Here is a 17484-nt window from a genome sequence, read left to right on the forward strand (position 1 = left end):
TGGCTACGATGCGATGTGGGAGCTTGTTCAATTGATGTTCGCCGATTTCCCGGTCAAGATGGAGGCAAGGGAAATCGTCGGCTCCTACTGTCCGGGAAGTTATGATTTAAGCATAAATGGACAAAAGTTTGCTGGCATATCCCAACGCAGGATCCGCAATGGGGTAGCGGTGCAAATCTATTTGTGCGTCAATGGAAGCGGGGCCGAGCGCGCCAGTCTCGTGAAAGGTTTTTATGAGGCAGCGAAAGGCAATGCGGAAACGAAATTCGCTTATCCGGCTATCATCCCTTCTGTAATGGCGTCCCTTTCGGAATTGTTGGATGTACAATTGAGTGTCCAGGATGTGATGCTCAGGTTCCTCAATGTATTGAAGGAGCATAGCGGAAGGATATTCTCGGACACGCTTTCCCCAGGGGAATGGCCGTTATATGAGGCCTATTTGACAAGAGTGTTGGAGCGGAATGACAAAGTATTTGCTTCATTAAATGTTTGAATGTGGAAAGCCGTCCCTGTAAGTTCAGGAACGGCTTTGTTCACTTTCATACGATTTTATCATTCACTGAAACTTTGATAAGGAAAAAAAGAGCCTTACTCCAGATTCCTTATTCCCGATCTATCTATTTAGTAGCGGCCATCCTCATGTGGTCGGGCAAACATGCGCTCCACATTATTTCATCACTCAGCCATTTTTTCCAAATTTCCATTCCGATCCATTTTGAATTTCGTTGCCGGGCGCTCCTCTTCCTCTAACAAGACGAGCTTTCTTGCCCGATTCATGATATTCATCAAAGTCTCATAATCTTCCTGCATCAAGCCACTATTTTGTTCGAGATGGCTGACTTTATTCTCGAGCTCTTCATTTCGTTTTTTCAGACCCTTGATTTCAAGCTTCAATCTTTCATTTTCGGTTTTTAATACTTCTGCCTGAAGCGTACGCCCATTCATAGATTCAAGGTAGGCGATGACGGTATCGAGGTTCAGGACCCTTTCCGTGGATACTGGCGCATTGTGGACCCTAGGCGCCAAGGCTTCGGCCACCACGAATTCTTCAGCCGCCTCATAACTGCTAGCATCGGCTTCCATTTCCAAATCTAGCTCCTCTTCTTGCACTTGGGGAACCATTATGTCGGATATGGTAGGGGTCGGCGGTGTATAAAGAAGCCGTTTTTTCGCTGCTTGATCCTTTCCGAGGATCCTTTGCCGCTGCTTCCGCTGTTTCTTGGCAAGGGATAGCGCTTTATCATAATTATGGCGGACCACCGCATTCCAGCGGAATCCGCAGGCGGCAGAGGTGCGATTCAGCTTATCTCCTACTTCTTCAAAAGCATTCAGCTGAGTGCTTCCTTCCCGCACATGTCGCAATACCGTTTCTGCCAAAAGCAAATCATCTTCTTCTGTCCATGCGTCTTGACGAACCTTCATTTCTACATACTCCCTTTCTGGTAACTTTTCAAATGAATAACTATATAAAATATCGTGTGGCCATGATTTAGGCTGTGTTCTACTAGCATTTTGGACAAATTCTGGATTTTTTATACAAAAAGGTTGAAAGGATACTAGTTTTTTGACTGATTACGTCTTTTCCCATCCTTTTCGCTCATCAAGTCCACTTGATATTCATAGGTAGAAGCGGTAAAATACCTTTTAGCCATATAATTGGATGAATAAATAGTTTGTCATGGGAAGGATGGTGACCGGAGGATGTCCAATGAATTCAGGGTTTGCGATGATTGCTTGGCGGTGAATATTAAGACGTTGATCCCCCGTCTTGAAAAGCTTGATCCCGAAGCGAAAATTGAAGTGGGCTGCCAATCCTATTGCGGTCCAGGCAGAAAGAAATCATTTGCCTTTGTCAATAACCGTCCAGTTGCTGCGCCGACAGAAGACGAGTTACTAGATAAAATCAATAAAAAACTAAAGTAGTATCCATGCAGGATTGCTTTTTTAATAAAATGGAACAGGCTGACATCACCCGGATTGAAACAAACTGCGGTGATTTTTTATTTCCTTATTTTTGGGGCGAAACCAAATGGAATCTTCCGTTTTCTTACAGAATCTCCCCGCTTGCTAGCAAGGGGATAGTTAGGGTTTTTTGTCAAAACGCGATATAATGGATGCATCGAGACTATGAAAAAAGAGGGTAGTTCATGGAATATTCCCGCGAGAAATTACAAGAAGAAAAAGTATTCAAGGACCCTGTGCACCGATATATACATGTTCGTGACCGGGTTATATGGGATCTGATCGGAACGAAGGAATTCCAGCGCCTTAGAAGGATCAAACAGCTGGGAACGACGTATTTGACCTTTCATGGTGCGGAGCATAGCCGGCTCAGCCATTCGCTTGGAGTTTATGAGATTGTCCGGAGGATCGTCGATGATGTCTTCGAGGGAAGGCCGGAATGGAAGCCGGAGGAACGTTTACTGTCATTGTGCGCGGCCCTGCTGCATGATTTGGGTCATGGACCTTTCTCTCATTCTTTTGAAAAGGTATTTGACCTCGACCATGAGCAATTCACCCAGCAGATAATTGTCGGCGACACGGAAGTGAATAAGATCCTCCTTAGGGTAGGCCGTGATTTTCCTAAAAAAGTGGCTGAGGTCATCGCAAAAACCTATAAAGGCAAATTAGTAGTCAGCCTGATTTCCAGTCAAATCGATGCTGATAGAATGGACTATTTACAGCGTGATGCATACTTTACCGGCGTGAGCTATGGACACTTCGATATGGAAAGGCTGCTTCGGGTCATGAGGCCGAGGGAAGAGCATGCCGTGATCAAGCAAAGCGGGATGCATGCAGTGGAAGATTATATCATGAGCCGCTACCAAATGTATTGGCAGGTTTATTTCCATCCAGTCACGAGAAGTGCAGAGGTCATTCTCACTAAGATCTTACATAGAGCAAAGCATTTATACGAAGCGGATTATGAATTTGCTCAGGAACCGCATCATTTTTATTCATTGTTCAAGGGGGAAGTGACCTTGGCTGACTACTTGAAAATGGATGAAGCGGTGATGCTCTATTACTTCGAGGCTTGGGAAGAGGAGAACGATGCGATTTTAAAAGATTTATGCACGCGCTTCGTTAATCGGAAACTATTTAAATATGTGGAATTCCATCCTTCGAACAATCAGATGAACAGATTGATGGAATTAAGGACGCTATTCAAAAAGGCAGGGATCGATCCGGATTATTATCTCGTCGTCGATTCTTCTTCAGATCTGCCGTATGATTTTTACCGTCCTGGTGAGGAAGAGGAAAGACTGCCGATTCACTTGCTGAAAAATAATGGCGAAATTCGTGAGTTATCGCGTGAATCCGAAATCGTCGACGCCATTTCAGGCAAAAGAAGAACGGATCATAAGCTGTACTATCCAGCAGATATATTGCGTGATGAATCGACGAAGAAAAATATAAAAAAACAGATTCGTGAGCTTTTGGAGCTATCGGATTGAAGTGGTACATTTTTGGTGAGGAGTGACGAGCCTTGTTTAAGGATCATGCAAATATTATCAATGCAATTTCTACTGCCGGTGAAATCTCAGGGCGGAAAAAATTACAAAAAATCGTGTATATCGCGAAAAAGCTTTCGTTTCCATTCCACGAGAAGTTTCAATTTCATTTTTATGGACCGTATTCGGAGGAGCTGACCTTACGGATTGAAGAGCTTTGCGAGATGGGCTACTTGAATGAGGTAAGGGAAAAAAAGGCAGGATATTATCAATATTGCTATTCAATAACCGATGCAGGCCAGGACTTCCTATCGATACAGGAAGTGGAGATGCCTGCCCTCGAGGCATGCTTACATGATATGAATGAGCAGAATGCCCGATTCTTGGAGCTGGTTTCAACGGTGTTATATTTCGACACGCTTGAAAAAGAGGAAGTCACCGAGAAGATATTCACACTGAAAAGCAAACAAAAATACACACCTGAAGAAATTGATGAAGCATATGCATATATTGATCAGCTAAAAACAAAAGCTAAGCCGAATTGAGATGCCTTTTGTAAAAGGCAAAAAAAGCTAGGCAATATGAAGGAGAGGCTGTCTGTATTTTGCAGGCGGCATCTTTTTTAGGTTCCATTGCATGAACAAGGCATGAAACTTATGGGGCATATCCCGGCAGTTTCACCCTAGTGTGACATGGATTGACTCCTATTCATTTTCTTCACCGACGATATGTGTTGGGAGGGTGAAACCTTTAAATGGAATTAAGGCCTATGTAAGTCAATATGGAAGGCGTCCTTGGCGGATTCTTCATAGGTTTAAATTTACCGCTTTGTCAAAACTGAGTGGATGGACCCCTGCCGGAAACCGTGTCCAAGGGAGACAGCAGGCGCCAGTGCGAGGGCAGGCCGGCAACCGATACGAGTGTCCGCAATGAAATGCGTGACTGCGTTAGACCCCGTAGGCGCAAGCCGAGGAGGGATCACGGGACCGCCTGCAGTGATGAAACGGCTAAAGTACAATGGTAACTCTATCAGTCATTTATGCATGAACAGACCAGTGCAAAGAAACTTCGTTCAAATATCAACTCGTTCAATCGACGTGATTTTCCTTTTTTTAAACAAAAGGGCCCTGCAGGATGGATCTTTTTTCAAAGGGTCCATCCTGCAGGGTACATTTTAAATGAATGACTTAGCTTTCCCCGTTATGTAAAACTCATAGGTCGCTTTTGCGGACACCGGCTACTGCCAAGTGGTTTTTTGACATTTCTTCAATGAAAATCGTCACGGCTTCCGCTGGTGCTCCGGTTGTTTCCGTAACCGCAGCGGTCACCTTCTCAACTAGAGCTTTTTTTTGTTCGTCCGTACGGCCTTCAAGCATTTTGACTGTTACATATGGCATCATGATCCCCCCTTTCGTTCTTATCTTGTAGTGTTTCACAATGAAAAAAGAATTGCAAGACACGGAAGTCAGAGTTTTTTTCACTTCTTGGTCTTTTGATGTATACTAACGGTAATATATATTGGGGGAGAAGCTATTGGATCTATTAGAACGGTTTTTGGCTTATGATTTGGAACAACTTCCATATGTCATTGTGTCATTGTTGATCGCATTTACGGTTCATGAATTTTCACATGCGTATGTCGCCTATAAGTTCGGTGACCCGACTGCAAAGAATGAAGGGCGAGTGACGTTGAATCCGATATCCCATTTGGATCCGATCGGGACTTTGCTGATATTGATCGCCGGGTTTGGCTGGGCAAGGCCTGTCCCGGTCAATCGTTTTCATTTCAAGAATCCGAAGCTGGCGGGAGTGCTCGTCTCTTTTGCCGGTCCGTTCAGTAACTTGATCGTTGCCATTTTGGGTTATTTGATTTTTTACGGGCTGCTTGCAGCAGGAGCTGGACCTGATTTACCTTTTTTCGTCCAGCCCTTCCTGAATGTGCTCATAAATTTGAACGTCCTTTTATTTGTATTCAATCTGATACCGCTGCCGCCGCTCGATGGTTATCGGATCATACAGGATCTTGTTTCAGCGGATTTGCGGGCAAAAATGACCCAGTATGAGCAGTATGGGTCGCTGATTTTTTTGATTTTGATCATCACGCCGCTTAGCAACTATACAATTAGACCGATTATGGATACGGGTATTAAATTTGTAGGAAGCAGTTTGAGTCAATTTTTTTCACTATTATTTTTTTAACAAATAAGAAATGACAAACCATAAAGGGGGATATGAAACATGGAAGAACAACCGAAGAAAAAGGTAGGCTTCAATATCATCAAAAATGATCCTACTGAGGGGCATGGCGGATACGGGGCTGGGGTTTTGACGCTCGATAACATTTCACCGGTCATCATCGATGTCGATGCAGGGGAAGCCGAGGTGGATATCGGTGCGATGCACGCGAGAAGTGTCGTGGAAAAGGGGATCAAATTCCTGAAAACCAAAGAAGAGGTCCCGAATGCAAAGCCGTACTGGCTTGTTTGGGTGACGATCGAAGCGACTCAAAACGGCCCTCAATATGCAGGTGTGACTGCCTGTGAAATGTTGGTCGACCGTTCCATCAGACGCGGCTACAAATCCCTTCCGGAGCATGTTAACCGGATGGATAAGTCGCTTAAACGTCATATCATGGTCGAGGACATGGATGATAAATCAAAGCGTGTACTGGCAGACTTCCTGAAAAACCATGATGCGGGAATGTGGGAGCGTTCTTCAGCGAAGCTCAAGGAATCATTGACGGTATAATTGTAATTTCCATGCTGAATTATGAAGTTTAGTGAAAATTGCACTTGTAGGAAACGGATAAAATCAGTAAACTTAAAGACAGCAGTTTAGACACTGTGGAACTAGGACAGAAAAAACCCGAAGCCGCTTGCGGTTTCGGGTTTTTTCGTTATTGCCAAGGCTTCAGGACCTTTTTGTACCAGGGGGTCTTTTTTTGCTCGGCTTCATCTGGAACCTGCACAGGTTTTTCGCCTTTAAAGTGCTCTGCACAGTACTCGATAGGTTCTGTACCTTTCACATAATAAGTCAATCTAGAGACAGGGCAATCCTTTGTTGCCAATTTACCGCTTGCAGGATTCACGTTGACTCCGATTACGTTTTTCGTTTCCTTGAACGGTTTGGCCGGTGTACCCTGCAGGCCCTTTTCCATATAAGCCGCCCATATTTTTTTTGCATAGCCTTTTTCAGCAGGATTCTCGATTTTTTTACCTTGATCATAGCCAGTCCAGACCCCTGCCACAAGTTCAGGCGTGTATCCGATCATCCAGCTATCTGTCGGGGTGGACCCTGATTTACCTGCATACGGACGGGTCAGTTCGGAGCTGATGGTGCTGCCGGTCACTTTCGTATAGCCATTTAAGGTTTCATCGAAAACCCCGGTTAGCATCTGTGTCATGACGAACGCTTTATCCGCATCGAGAACTTGTTCCGGTTTCTTATTTTGCGCATAGATGACTTCCCCTTTTTGGTTTTCAACCTTTTTGATGAATACGGGCTTCACCTTCTTGCCGCCGTTAGCGAGAATGCTGTATGCATTGACCATTTCTATCGCCCGTACACCAGAGGTGCCGAGTGCCAACGATGGCACGGCAGCCATTTTTGCCGTTATGCCAAAGCGGTGCGCCGTATCGACCAAGGTTTGTTCCCCCAGGAACAAGTGTGTTTTCACGGCGAAAATATTATCTGAAAGAGCAATGGCCTGGGCCATCGTGATTTCTCCTTCCGCATATTGATGGTTGTAATTATGCGGTGTATAGGAGGAGTGACCATCGTCGAAAGTAAAGGTGGTCGTCTCGCTTTTTAAGGTGGTCGACGGCGTGAAGCCATTCTCCAGCGCCGAATAATAAAGCAGTGGCTTCATGGTGGAGCCAGGCTGGCGGACGGCCTGTGTGGCCCTGTTGAACGGTGACTCCGCATAATCCCTCCCGCCGACCAATGCCCGGACTTCCCCTGTAGCCGGATCCATTGCCACGATCGAGGCTTGTATGCCTGAAGAATCGGGTATGGTAGTGGAAACAACATCTTCGGCGACAGTCTGCTGGGATTCGTCGAGTGTGGTATATACCTTCAGGCCGCCGAGCTCGATCGTCCTGTCATCCAGATGAAGCTGGGATTTCAAAGCTTGCTTGACCGCATCCTGAAAATAGGGAGCGGTTTTATTGGTGACCGTTCCATGCTCGCCTTTTAATGTCAGAGGGTCTTGCAGGGCTTCGGTGATTTTTCTTTCTGAAATGTAGCTTTTGTTTTTCATGGCCTGCAGGACAACCTTCTGCCTGGATTTCGCTTTTTCAAGGTCATCCAATGGAGAATAATTAGAGGGCCCTTTTGGTATCCCGGCCAGCATGCTGGCCTCTGCGAGCGTAAGATCCAAGGCATCCTTGCCAAAGTAATACTGGCTTGCGGCCTGGGCCCCATATGCGCCATGGCCATAGTAAATCGTATTTAAATAGCCTTCAAGGATTTCCTTTTTGGAATAGTTCATCTCCAGGCGTATTGTATAAAAAGCCTCATTGAACTTGCGTGACCACGTTTTATCATGACCGAGAAAAAGGTTCCGTGCATATTGCTGGGTAATGGTGCTGGCACCCTGGACCTTGGACATGGCCTGTATATCCGCAAGAATGGCCCCGCCGATCCGCTTTATATCAAAACCATTATGAGTGTAGAATTGGCGGTCCTCAACAGCGACAGTTGCTTGGATGAGCTGTGGTGAAATGGCATCCATTCCGGCCCAATAGCGTTTCTGCCCATTATCCGTTTCACCGATCACATTTCCATCATTGCTATAATAGAGGGTGGATTGGGGCACGACCAATGGCGGCGGACCTAATATTTTGGCATAAATCAGTAAAGAGAGAAGCAATACAAAGAGTATGATGAGCCCGATTGTGGCAAGGATAATGATGGCCCGTACATATTTGGTCGTCCTTTTAAATCGTTCGCTTGGAATCAATTCCATTGCTTTCACCTCTCTTGAATCTAGTATCTATTACTATTATGGAAAAAAATGAATTTTTTAAACATAAGAAAGCCAATTAGGAAATTTATCTTGCAATTCTGCTAGATTCGTCTATAATTTTTCTAGCTAATGACTATACCGAATTTGGGGAACCTATTAGGTGACTGACAATATGAAATGGAAAAGGAGCGTTAATAAATGAGCATTTGGTTTACTGAAAAACAAACAGAGAATTTTGGTATTACGATGAAAGTGAATCGTACTTTACATACGGAGCAAACTGAGTTTCAAAAGCTGGATATGATTGAAACGGAAGAGTGGGGCAATATGCTATTGTTGGATGACATGGTCATGACTTCACAGCGCGATGAATTCGTATACCATGAAATGGTAGCCCATGTTCCTTTATTCACTCATCCTAATCCAGAAAACGTTTTGGTTGTAGGCGGAGGGGACGGAGGCGTTATCCGTGAGATCCTTAAACACCCAAGCGTAAAAAAAGCCACGCTGGTGGATATCGATGGGAAAGTCATCGAATACTCGAAGAAGTTCTTGCCTGAGATTGCCGGCATGCTTGAAGATCCACGTGTGGACGTACAAGTGGGGGATGGCTTCATGCACATCGCCAAAAGTGAAAATGAATATGACGTGATCATGGTTGATTCGACTGAACCGGTCGGACCTGCTGTCAATTTATTCACGAAAGGGTTTTACGCGGGAATTTCCAAAGCGTTGAAAGAAGATGGGATATTTGTGGCACAATCGGATAATCCTTGGTTCAAAGCCGATCTAATCCGTGATGTACAACGTGATGTAAAAGAAATATTCCCGATCACCAGCCTTTACTTAGCGAATATCCCGACGTATCCGAGCGGCCTTTGGGCGTTTACGATCGGATCGAAAAAATATAATCCATTGGAAGTTGCGGAAGAACGCTTCCATGAAATCGAAACGAAATATTATACAAAAGAACTTCATCAAGCAGCTTTCGTTCTGCCTAAATTCGTTCAAGACTTAGTGAAATAAGGAGGCGTCGACCATGAGATTCGATGAAGCCTATTCAGGCAATGTATTCATTAAAAGCCATCCCGATTTCGAGGAATCGGAAGCTGTGCTTTATGGCATGCCAATGGACTGGACAGTAAGTTTCCGTCCGGGTTCCCGCTTTGGCCCGACCAGGATCCGTGAGGTTTCGATCGGTTTGGAGGAGTACAGCCCGTACTTGGATCGTGAATTGGAAGAAGTGAAATTCTACGATGCGGGCGATATTCCTTTGCCGTTCGGCAACCCGCAGCGAAGCATAGATATGATTGAAGAATTTGTCGACGGTGTGTTGGATGCCGGTAAATTCCCATTGGGGATGGGCGGGGAGCACCTCGTCACATGGCCTGTCATAAAAGCCATGTACAAAAAGTATCCTGACATGGCCATCATCCATATGGATGCCCACACAGATTTACGTGAGGATTATGAGGGGGAACCGCTTTCCCATGCCTCGATCATTCGTAAATCCGCAGAGCTTATCGGTCCGAAGAATGTATACTCATTCGGCATTCGCTCCGGTTTGAAGGAAGAGTTCCAATGGGCAAAGGAAAATGGCATGCACATCTCTAAATTTGAAGTTCTGGAGCCGCTGAAAGAAGTATTGCCACAGCTGGCAGGGCGTCCCGTCTATGTAACGATCGACATCGATGTCCTGGATCCTGCACATGCGCCCGGAACAGGCACGGTAGACTGCGGCGGCATCACTTCCAAAGAGCTTTTGGCTTCGATACATGAGATAGCTCGTTCTGAAATTAATGTCGTCGGCTGTGATTTAGTGGAAGTTGCACCGATTTATGATCCATCCGAGCAAACAGCGAACACGGCAAGCAAGCTGATACGCGAAATGATTTTAGGTTGGGTTCAAAAAGGCTAAGCATCGAACATAAATGAAAAGTACCCTATAGAATGGACACATAAAAAAGTCTATTCTGTAGGGTGCTTTTGTTTATGATTGCAAAATGTCCGCAGTGTTGGAGGTATTCCAAAACTCAGTTCTTCGTATTCTTTCAGAGTCGATTGAAACGGTCTAAGGTACAGCTGCTCGCCAGCTTGTGCTTTTCCTTGAATTTGAAGCGGGTTCTCATATAAATTGCCCTTTTCACGCGCAATTGGGGCTCTTTTCGTCAGATTCTTTCGTTACTCCCGGATTCTCCGTAACATTACTGCTTTCTTATTCACCATTTCGGAGCGTTACTCGCGAATTTATTTATCGACTTTGCTCGCGAGCTTGGGTTTTGCATCCAATTCGAGGCGGATTCTCATAAAAATTACGCTTTTCACACGCATTTCGTACCTTATCTCTTCAGCTACATGTGGACAATCTGGATTCCATCTTCATTTTGACGCAAAGTGGAATGAAACGTCCTCGGAGATTGTCCAAACTTTGGGCAATGGGGACATACCTTAGTTTACACCGAAAGTGAAATGCAACGGTCCAAGTTCAGATTCTCTAACCGGGGTAATAGAGCTCCTAACTCCAAAACTTTAGGCAATCGGAATTTTCCTAGTCCTATTTCCTCCTGCCCCTTTCTGGATTTGCACTTTATTTTCCGATGCAAGTTGAAACTTCCTTGAAGAATATTTATACTTATGAAGTTAAGGACGACGTGATGAAGGAAGTGTTGAGTTGACTCTTCATGATATAGATAAGCATGCCATTAAAGTGACCTTGCAAACAAAAATCAAGCATGGCGCTGAAACGGACACGTTTGAGCTGGTCACATTTGGTACAAGAATGTACAAGGGCGCCGATTTGTATTTGCAATATAAAGAGGAAAATGAAGCTGGTCAAATACAAACGACCATCAAGCATAAAATGGATGAAACGATCCTGCTAAGGAACGGTGCCATTAAAATGAGGCAGCTTTTCCGCTTGCAGGAAGCGACAAATGGACATTATGAAAGTATATATGGCAGGTTGGGACTACGGACGACCACGAAAAAAATCGATCATCAATGGGATGAGCAGGCCAAACAAGGGAAACTTGTCCTTAAATATACATTACATATGCAGGGAAGCGAACCCGGTCAATATGAAATGACGATTTCCTACAAGGAGGAAGCATAGCACATGAATATAGTTAATGAGGTACAGGAAAAACTGAAAGAAGAAATTAAAGCTGCGGTCATCAAGGCAGGCCTGGCAGCAGAAGAACAGATTCCGAATGTAGTATTGGAACTGCCAAGGGAAAAGTCGCACGGAGATTATTCGACGAATATGGCGATGCAATTAACGAAGATTGCGAAGAAAGCGCCAAAAATGATTGCTGAAGCGATCATTGAAAACTTCGACAACTCAAAGGCATCCATTGAAAAAATTGAAATTGCAGGACCAGGTTTCATAAACTTCTACATGAATAATTCATATTTGACCGAATTGATCCCTGCCATCTTGAAAGCCGATGGGTCATATGGGGAAAGTGATTTTGGGAAAGGTGAAAAAATCCAAGTGGAATTCGTTTCCGCAAACCCGACAGGTGATCTTCACCTCGGTCATGCGCGCGGTGCTGCAGTAGGCGATACGTTATGCAATGTCCTTTCCAAAGCAGGCTATGATGTTTCACGTGAATATTACATCAATGATGCAGGTAACCAAATCAATAATTTGGCCATTTCGATAGAAGCACGCTACTTCCAAGCACTGGGTCTTGAAAAGGAAATGCCGGAGGGCGGTTATCACGGTGAGGATATCAAGGGCTTCGGTAAAAAGCTTGCCGAAGAATATGGTGATAAATTCGTAAATGCCGATGAAAAAGAGCGTTTTGATTTCTTCCGTGAATACGGCTTGAAATGTGAGATGGAAAAACTGAAAACGGACTTGGGCAATTTCCGTGTCGGATTCGATGTATGGTACTCCGAGTCTTCCCTTTATCAAGATGGCAAAATCGACGAAGCGCTCAATGTATTGAGGGAAAGGGGCCATGTCTATGAGCAAGATGGGGCAACATGGTTCCGTTCAACCGAATTGGGTGATGATAAAGACCGCGTGCTCATCAAACAAGACGGGTCTTACACCTATTTGACACCGGATATTGCCTATCACCGTAATAAACTGGAGCGTGGCTTCGACACATTGATCAATATATGGGGCGCCGACCACCACGGATATATCCCTCGTATGAAAGCGGCGATTGAAGCATTAGGCTACAAACGCGAGCAGCTTGAAGTGGAAATCATCCAGCTCGTACATCTTTATAAAGATGGCGAGAAAATGAAAATGAGCAAGCGTACGGGTAAAGCCGTCACGATGCGTGACCTTATTGATGAGGTTGGCCTTGATGCAACACGTTATTTCTTTGCAATGAGAAGCGCCGATACGCATATGGACTTCGATTTGGATCTTGCCGTATCGCAATCCAATGATAACCCGGTTTATTATGCACAATATGCACATGCCCGGATATCAAGTATTTTGCGCCAAGGTGTGGAGCAAGGAGTCAGCTATGAAGGAATCACTGATTTTTCTGCCCTTTCCACTGAAAAAGAGGTCGAGCTGTTGAAGAAACTGGGCGAGTTTCCTCAGGCGATTGCTGAAGCAGCCGAAAAACGGATGCCTCACCGCATGACGAATTATATCTTCGACCTAGCTTCTACTTTCCATAGCTTCTACAATGCAGATAAAGTTCTGGATGTGGAGAAAATGGAACGAAGTCAAGCGCGCCTTGGACTGGTCAAATCCGTCCAAATCACTTTAAAGAACGCACTGGCTATAATCGGCGTTTCAGCACCGGAAAAAATGTAATCAGCAAAAGCGACTGTTTCTAATGGGAACAGTCGCTTTTTTTTGGACTTTCAGCATTCGACGGAGCCACCGCTGACCCTTTTTACACCGCGGACCTTAGCGATTTCTTCGATCAGCTGAAACATGGCCCGATCCTTCATCTTGGCTTCAATCATGAAATCGACATCCTGCCTAAGCTCCCTAAGTGCTTTGAAAAGGGGCATGATGAATTCCATATCGATATAATCAGCATGCGAGCGAAATTCACTTAATGATTTCGGGGAAGAAATATGGATCTTTGGGACCACTCCTGCGTTGCTCCACGTCTTGATGACCTCGGTGAGCAGCTCGTTAAGCGGCTCATCTGATAGGTTGGCCAGGTGGTGGTGGTAATCGAAGACAAGCGGGATGCCTTCCCTTTTACATACTCGGAGGGTTTCTGAGGCTGTATAGGTTTTATCATCATTCTCGAAGGTCATTCTTCCCTTGACATGCTCCGGAAGCAATCTAAGGTTGTCATGGACCCTTACTAAAGCTGACTCTTTATCACCATAGGCCCCGCCGACATGGATATTGATGAAAGAGGAATCGGCAATTCCCATGGCATCGAACATATTATAGTGAAACTCCATATCCTTTACGGCATTATGTGTAATCCCTGGTTTGGGGCTGGTGAACAGCGTAAACTGGTTGGGATGAAAGCTCACCCGCATGTTATGTGCGCTAACCCATTCGCCAAGCTGCTTCCACTCCTTTTTGAAGGGAGTGACGAAATCCCATTCCACATCTGGGTGTGTGGCTAAAGGAACGATGGAGCTGGACATCCGGTAGATTTCTATTTGGTGGGCCGTGTTATATTGAAGGACCCTAAGGGTATTTTCAATATTCTGCCTCGTCACACTCAGAAGCCGGTCCATTCCCGCTTCCGGGCCGAGCTCGCTATATCGCTTGAAAGTAAGCGTCTTTGCTGGTGAGGCCTCCCATAAACATGTCGCGTTGGATACAAAGCCAAATCTTATCTTCATTTGCATTTTCTCCTTAAACGATGTTAAAGAAAAGGAGATAGGATGGAAGCCAGCGATTCTTTTGCTGTACGAACAAGGTTCGTGGAAGAAAGCTTGTCCCCGTTCATTAGCTTCGATTCCGCAACGTCCAATGCCAATTCCTTTTCTACATCTTCTATGAATGTCCGGTCATATATCAAACAGTTGATTTCCCCATTTAAAAAACAACTTCGTTTATCAAAGTTTGCTGTACCGATATCACAAATTGTATCATCAATCAGTATCACTTTAGAATGGTAGAACCCTCTCTGGAATTGCATGATGGCAGCTCCTTCTTTTATCAATACCCGGAAATAGGGAAATGAAGCCTCTTTTACTAGGGCATGATCGGAATTTTCGGGAACGATGACCGTTACGGAAACATTACGTGAAAGGGCCTCCCTTAGTTCCTGAAACAGGGAGTTGCTTGGAATGAAGTATGGCGTGCCGATGATGATTTTTTCTTTAGCCTGCCGAATCAAGCCAATCAAGGTCTGTTCTAAATCGCATCCATTCGTGACAACGACCTGATGTGCCTGCGACCCGGCTTTCAGGTTAGGAAAATATGCCGGTGTTCCCCGAAGATCCTCGTTTGTATCGTGAAACCAGTCAGAAAGAAAGACTTCCTGAAGGTCCTTGACCCCTTCCCCAGTGATTTTTAAATGGTAATCCCGCCAAGGGTTCAGCTTGTCCCCTTGATTTATATATTCCCTGCCGATATTAAAGCCGCCAAGATAGCCGATTTTCCCATCAATCACCGTGATTTTTCGATGATTCCTTTTTTGTATCGTATAGAAAAGAAAGGGGAGTTTCGGCTTAAAGCTGAAAGAAAAATGAACGCCGCTTTGTTCGAGCTGCCGAATGGTTGTGCTCGATATTTGCTTGCTTCCGACCCAATCGGCCAAAAGCCGAACCTCCACACCCGTTTCCGCTTTCGTTTGCAGCAGCTTCAAAAAGTCCTTGCTGAACTGATCGTTTTTGACAATATAAAAAAGGATATGGACGGAATCCTGAGCGCGTTTGATTTCTTCCGTGAAATCATCAAACAGGATTTTCCCCGACGTGAACACGGTCATGTCGCTTTTCCGAGGCGGATAGTTCGTGTTCGCTGCCTCCTTCATATATCGCTTATGCCCCAGCTTTAAATCTATCAAGCACCAAGTGAAAATCAACAATAAAATGGAGGCAAGCGTCGTGATTATCTTCAAAAAAATCCCCCCTACATGATTTACATGTAGTTTGGCTCTAATTCCCTGTAAGTAACCATAGAATGGAGTGAAGGGAATAGGCTTTTTTTTATGTTATGGAAAGGTAAATATCCAGAATTGTCGAACTATATTTATTAGGGTGCGGATAATCACATTTATTTTATAAAGAAAAAAGTTGACTGAATGCTCATTCATTATATAATGGAGATAATCAAATTTCAGGAAAATGCCAAATTTTCTATTTATTAAAATGGTTGCCTGGCATTTTACAATTTACGAAGAGGGGGAAGGACTGCATGGAAATGAATGGCTTACTGTGGATCAACTTGATTGCTTTTCTACTTGTAACCGCTTACGCCGCTGGTTTATTTATCTATTTGATTAGAACTCGTTTAGCATATATAAAACTTGGCAAAAAAGTGGAATTCGATAACCGTGTGAAAGATCGTTTAGTTAAAATTATGGTTTATGTATTTGGACAGAAAAAGCTCTTCAAAGATAAAAAGAGCGGAATCATCCATGCGATGTTATTTTATGGCTTCATTTTAGTGCAATTTGGTGCACTTGACTTTTTCGTTAAAGGTTTAAGGCCAGGGTGGCATTTGCCGTTAGGACCTCTTTATCCAGCCTTTACCTTCTTCCAGGAAATCGTGACGCTCACGGTTCTTGTGGCGATCCTTTGGGCTGGTTACCGCCGTTATGTTGAAAAGCTTGTCCGCCTGAAAAGGGATTTCAAAGCGGGATTGGTTGTCATCTTCATTACCGGCATCATGATTACCGTACTGCTGGGGAATGGAATGGGAATGATTTGGCATGAACATGATGCAACCTGGTCAGAGCCAGTCGCATCAAGCATAGCCTTCCTATTCGGCTGGATCGGACCAGCCGCAGCTACTGCCGTGTTTTATGTAGCTTGGTGGATGCATCTAATGATCATCTTATCGTTCCTTGTTTACATCCCGCAATCGAAGCATGCACACTTGATTGCCGGTCCGATCAATGTATTCTTGAACCGTCTGGACAATCCAGGGAAATTGAAGCCGGTCGATTTGGAAGAAGAGATCCTGGACAAAGAAGGCAACCAATACTATGGTGCCAAATATATCGAGGATTTGACGCAATACCAAATGGTCGATCTTTATGCCTGCGTGGAATGCGGGCGCTGTACGAATATGTGTCCGGCAACCGGTACCGGGAAAATGCTGTCACCGATGGATATCATCATCAAGATGCGTGACCATTTAACGAATACAGGAGCTGCTGTAACAACGAAGCAGCCATGGGTGCCATCCTTTGTGTTCGGCAATACCACTGGAAATAAGATCGCTCTGGCCAGCAGCGGCGAGGGAGCCCAGGAATCGGCTGCGGCAACTGAAGGCTACAGCCCGAGCCTTATTGGCGAAGTCATTACGGAAGAAGAACTATGGGCTTGCACGACTTGCCGTAATTGTGAGGATCAATGCCCGGTAATGAATGAACATGTCGACAAAATCATCGATATGCGCCGATATCTAGTGCTGACTGAAGGCAGGCTTGATCCTGATGCCCAACGTGCAATGACCAATATTGAGCGTCAAGGAAACCCTTGGGGGCTGAACCGAAAAGAGAGAGAAGATTGGAGAACCTTGAGGGAGGATGTCAGCGTTCCTACCGTGAAGGAATTGCAAAAGGCAGACGAAGAATTCGAATATTTATTCTGGGTGGGTTCAATGGGATCTTATGATAACAGAAGCCAGAAGATTGCCCTTTCCTTTGCCAAGTTAATGAATGAAGCGGGCGTCAAATTCGCGATTCTGGGAAATAAAGAGAAAAACTCAGGGGATACCCCGCGTCGATTGGGTAATGAGTTTGTTTTTCAGGAGCTTGCCATGAAGAACATCGAAGAGTTCCAGAAGAACGAAATCAAGAAAATCGTGACGATCGATCCGCATGCCTATAATATATTTAAAAATGAGTATCCGGATTTTGGCTTGGAGGCGGAAGTGTACCACCATACGGAATTGCTTGCAAAGCTCGTCAGCGAAGGCAGGCTGGTGCCGCAATATCCAGT

At 44.8% G+C, this 17484-nt stretch carries 16 protein-coding genes; 11 read left to right on the forward strand and 5 right to left on the reverse strand.

Features of this window, described 5'->3' with window-relative positions:
- Window positions 1-493: lipoate--protein ligase family protein (locus CVN76_RS23765; protein WP_198512632.1), on the forward strand; the 493-nt coding region annotated here is incomplete at its 5' end.
- 182 nt (window positions 494-675) lie between these two features.
- On the opposite strand, the gene CVN76_RS23770 is transcribed toward CVN76_RS23765, so the two are convergent.
- Window positions 676-1422, reverse strand: a complete 747-nt coding sequence (locus tag CVN76_RS23770) for an RsfA family transcriptional regulator (protein ID WP_100533290.1) — start codon at window positions 1420-1422, stop codon at window positions 676-678.
- 279 nt (window positions 1423-1701) lie between these two features.
- Here CVN76_RS23770 and CVN76_RS23775 point away from each other — a divergent pair, with 279 nt between their 5' ends.
- The 3 genes from CVN76_RS23775 to CVN76_RS23785 all read left to right on the forward strand — a co-directional run bounded on the left by CVN76_RS23775 (window position 1702) and on the right by CVN76_RS23785 (window position 3997).
- Window positions 1702-1923: a DUF1450 domain-containing protein gene (locus tag CVN76_RS23775; protein WP_100533291.1), complete on the forward strand. Its 222-nt coding sequence runs from the start codon at window positions 1702-1704 to the stop codon at window positions 1921-1923.
- Window positions 1924-2147: 224 nt separating this feature from the next.
- Window positions 2148-3455, forward strand: coding sequence for an HD domain-containing protein (locus CVN76_RS23780; protein WP_100533292.1), 1308 nt, complete (start codon window positions 2148-2150; stop codon window positions 3453-3455).
- Window positions 3456-3487: 32 nt separating this feature from the next.
- Window positions 3488-3997 carry a YwgA family protein gene (locus CVN76_RS23785; protein ID WP_100533293.1) on the forward strand — a complete coding sequence of 170 codons (510 nt, stop codon included), beginning with the start codon at window positions 3488-3490 and terminating at the stop codon, window positions 3995-3997.
- Between the two features lie 666 nt (window positions 3998-4663).
- On the opposite strand, the gene CVN76_RS23790 is transcribed toward CVN76_RS23785, so the two are convergent.
- Entirely contained in the window at window positions 4664-4849 is a 186-nt protein-coding gene (locus tag CVN76_RS23790; RefSeq protein ID WP_034315897.1) for a 2-hydroxymuconate tautomerase, read from the reverse strand.
- 136 nt (window positions 4850-4985) lie between these two features.
- Here CVN76_RS23790 and CVN76_RS23795 point away from each other — a divergent pair, with 136 nt between their 5' ends.
- Together CVN76_RS23795 and CVN76_RS23800 are read left to right on the forward strand one after the other, a co-directional pair.
- Entirely contained in the window at window positions 4986-5651 is a 666-nt protein-coding gene (locus tag CVN76_RS23795) for a site-2 protease family protein (protein WP_100533294.1), read from the forward strand.
- Window positions 5652-5690: 39 nt separating this feature from the next.
- Window positions 5691-6200 carry a YwhD family protein gene (locus CVN76_RS23800; RefSeq protein ID WP_100533295.1) on the forward strand — a complete coding sequence of 170 codons (510 nt, stop codon included), beginning with the start codon at window positions 5691-5693 and terminating at the stop codon, window positions 6198-6200.
- Between the two features lie 148 nt (window positions 6201-6348).
- Here CVN76_RS23800 and CVN76_RS23805 read toward each other — a convergent pair whose 3' ends face one another.
- Complete coding sequence (locus CVN76_RS23805) at window positions 6349-8418, reverse strand: transglycosylase domain-containing protein (protein WP_100533296.1); 2070 nt, start codon at window positions 8416-8418, stop codon at window positions 6349-6351.
- 198 nt (window positions 8419-8616) lie between these two features.
- Between CVN76_RS23805 and speE the strand changes: the two genes are divergently transcribed.
- From speE to argS, 4 genes are all read left to right on the forward strand, one after another.
- Window positions 8617-9444 carry a spermidine synthase gene (gene speE / locus CVN76_RS23810; protein WP_061141311.1) on the forward strand — a complete coding sequence of 276 codons (828 nt, stop codon included), beginning with the start codon at window positions 8617-8619 and terminating at the stop codon, window positions 9442-9444.
- A gap of 13 nt (window positions 9445-9457) precedes the next feature.
- Window positions 9458-10336 carry an agmatinase gene (speB, locus tag CVN76_RS23815; RefSeq protein WP_057911875.1) on the forward strand — a complete coding sequence of 293 codons (879 nt, stop codon included), beginning with the start codon at window positions 9458-9460 and terminating at the stop codon, window positions 10334-10336.
- Window positions 10337-11089: 753 nt separating this feature from the next.
- Window positions 11090-11530 (forward strand): DUF1934 domain-containing protein, encoded by a 441-nt coding sequence (locus CVN76_RS23820; protein ID WP_100533297.1) that lies wholly within the window; start codon window positions 11090-11092, stop codon window positions 11528-11530.
- Window positions 11531-11533: 3 nt separating this feature from the next.
- Window positions 11534-13204, forward strand: coding sequence for an arginine--tRNA ligase (argS, locus tag CVN76_RS23825; RefSeq protein WP_100533298.1), 1671 nt, complete (start codon window positions 11534-11536; stop codon window positions 13202-13204).
- Window positions 13205-13254: 50 nt separating this feature from the next.
- Here argS and uvsE read toward each other — a convergent pair whose 3' ends face one another.
- Window positions 13255-14208: a UV DNA damage repair endonuclease UvsE gene (gene uvsE, locus CVN76_RS23830; RefSeq protein WP_100533299.1), complete on the reverse strand. Its 954-nt coding sequence runs from the start codon at window positions 14206-14208 to the stop codon at window positions 13255-13257.
- A gap of 23 nt (window positions 14209-14231) precedes the next feature.
- Window positions 14232-15434, reverse strand: coding sequence for a cardiolipin synthase (cls, locus tag CVN76_RS23835; RefSeq protein WP_232732444.1), 1203 nt, complete (start codon window positions 15432-15434; stop codon window positions 14232-14234).
- A gap of 302 nt (window positions 15435-15736) precedes the next feature.
- Between cls and CVN76_RS23840 the strand changes: the two genes are divergently transcribed.
- A partial coding sequence (locus CVN76_RS23840; protein WP_100533301.1) for a 4Fe-4S dicluster domain-containing protein occupies window positions 15737-17484 on the forward strand: 1748 nt, incomplete at its 3' end.

Source organism: Bacillus sp. mrc49 (assembly GCF_002803435.1).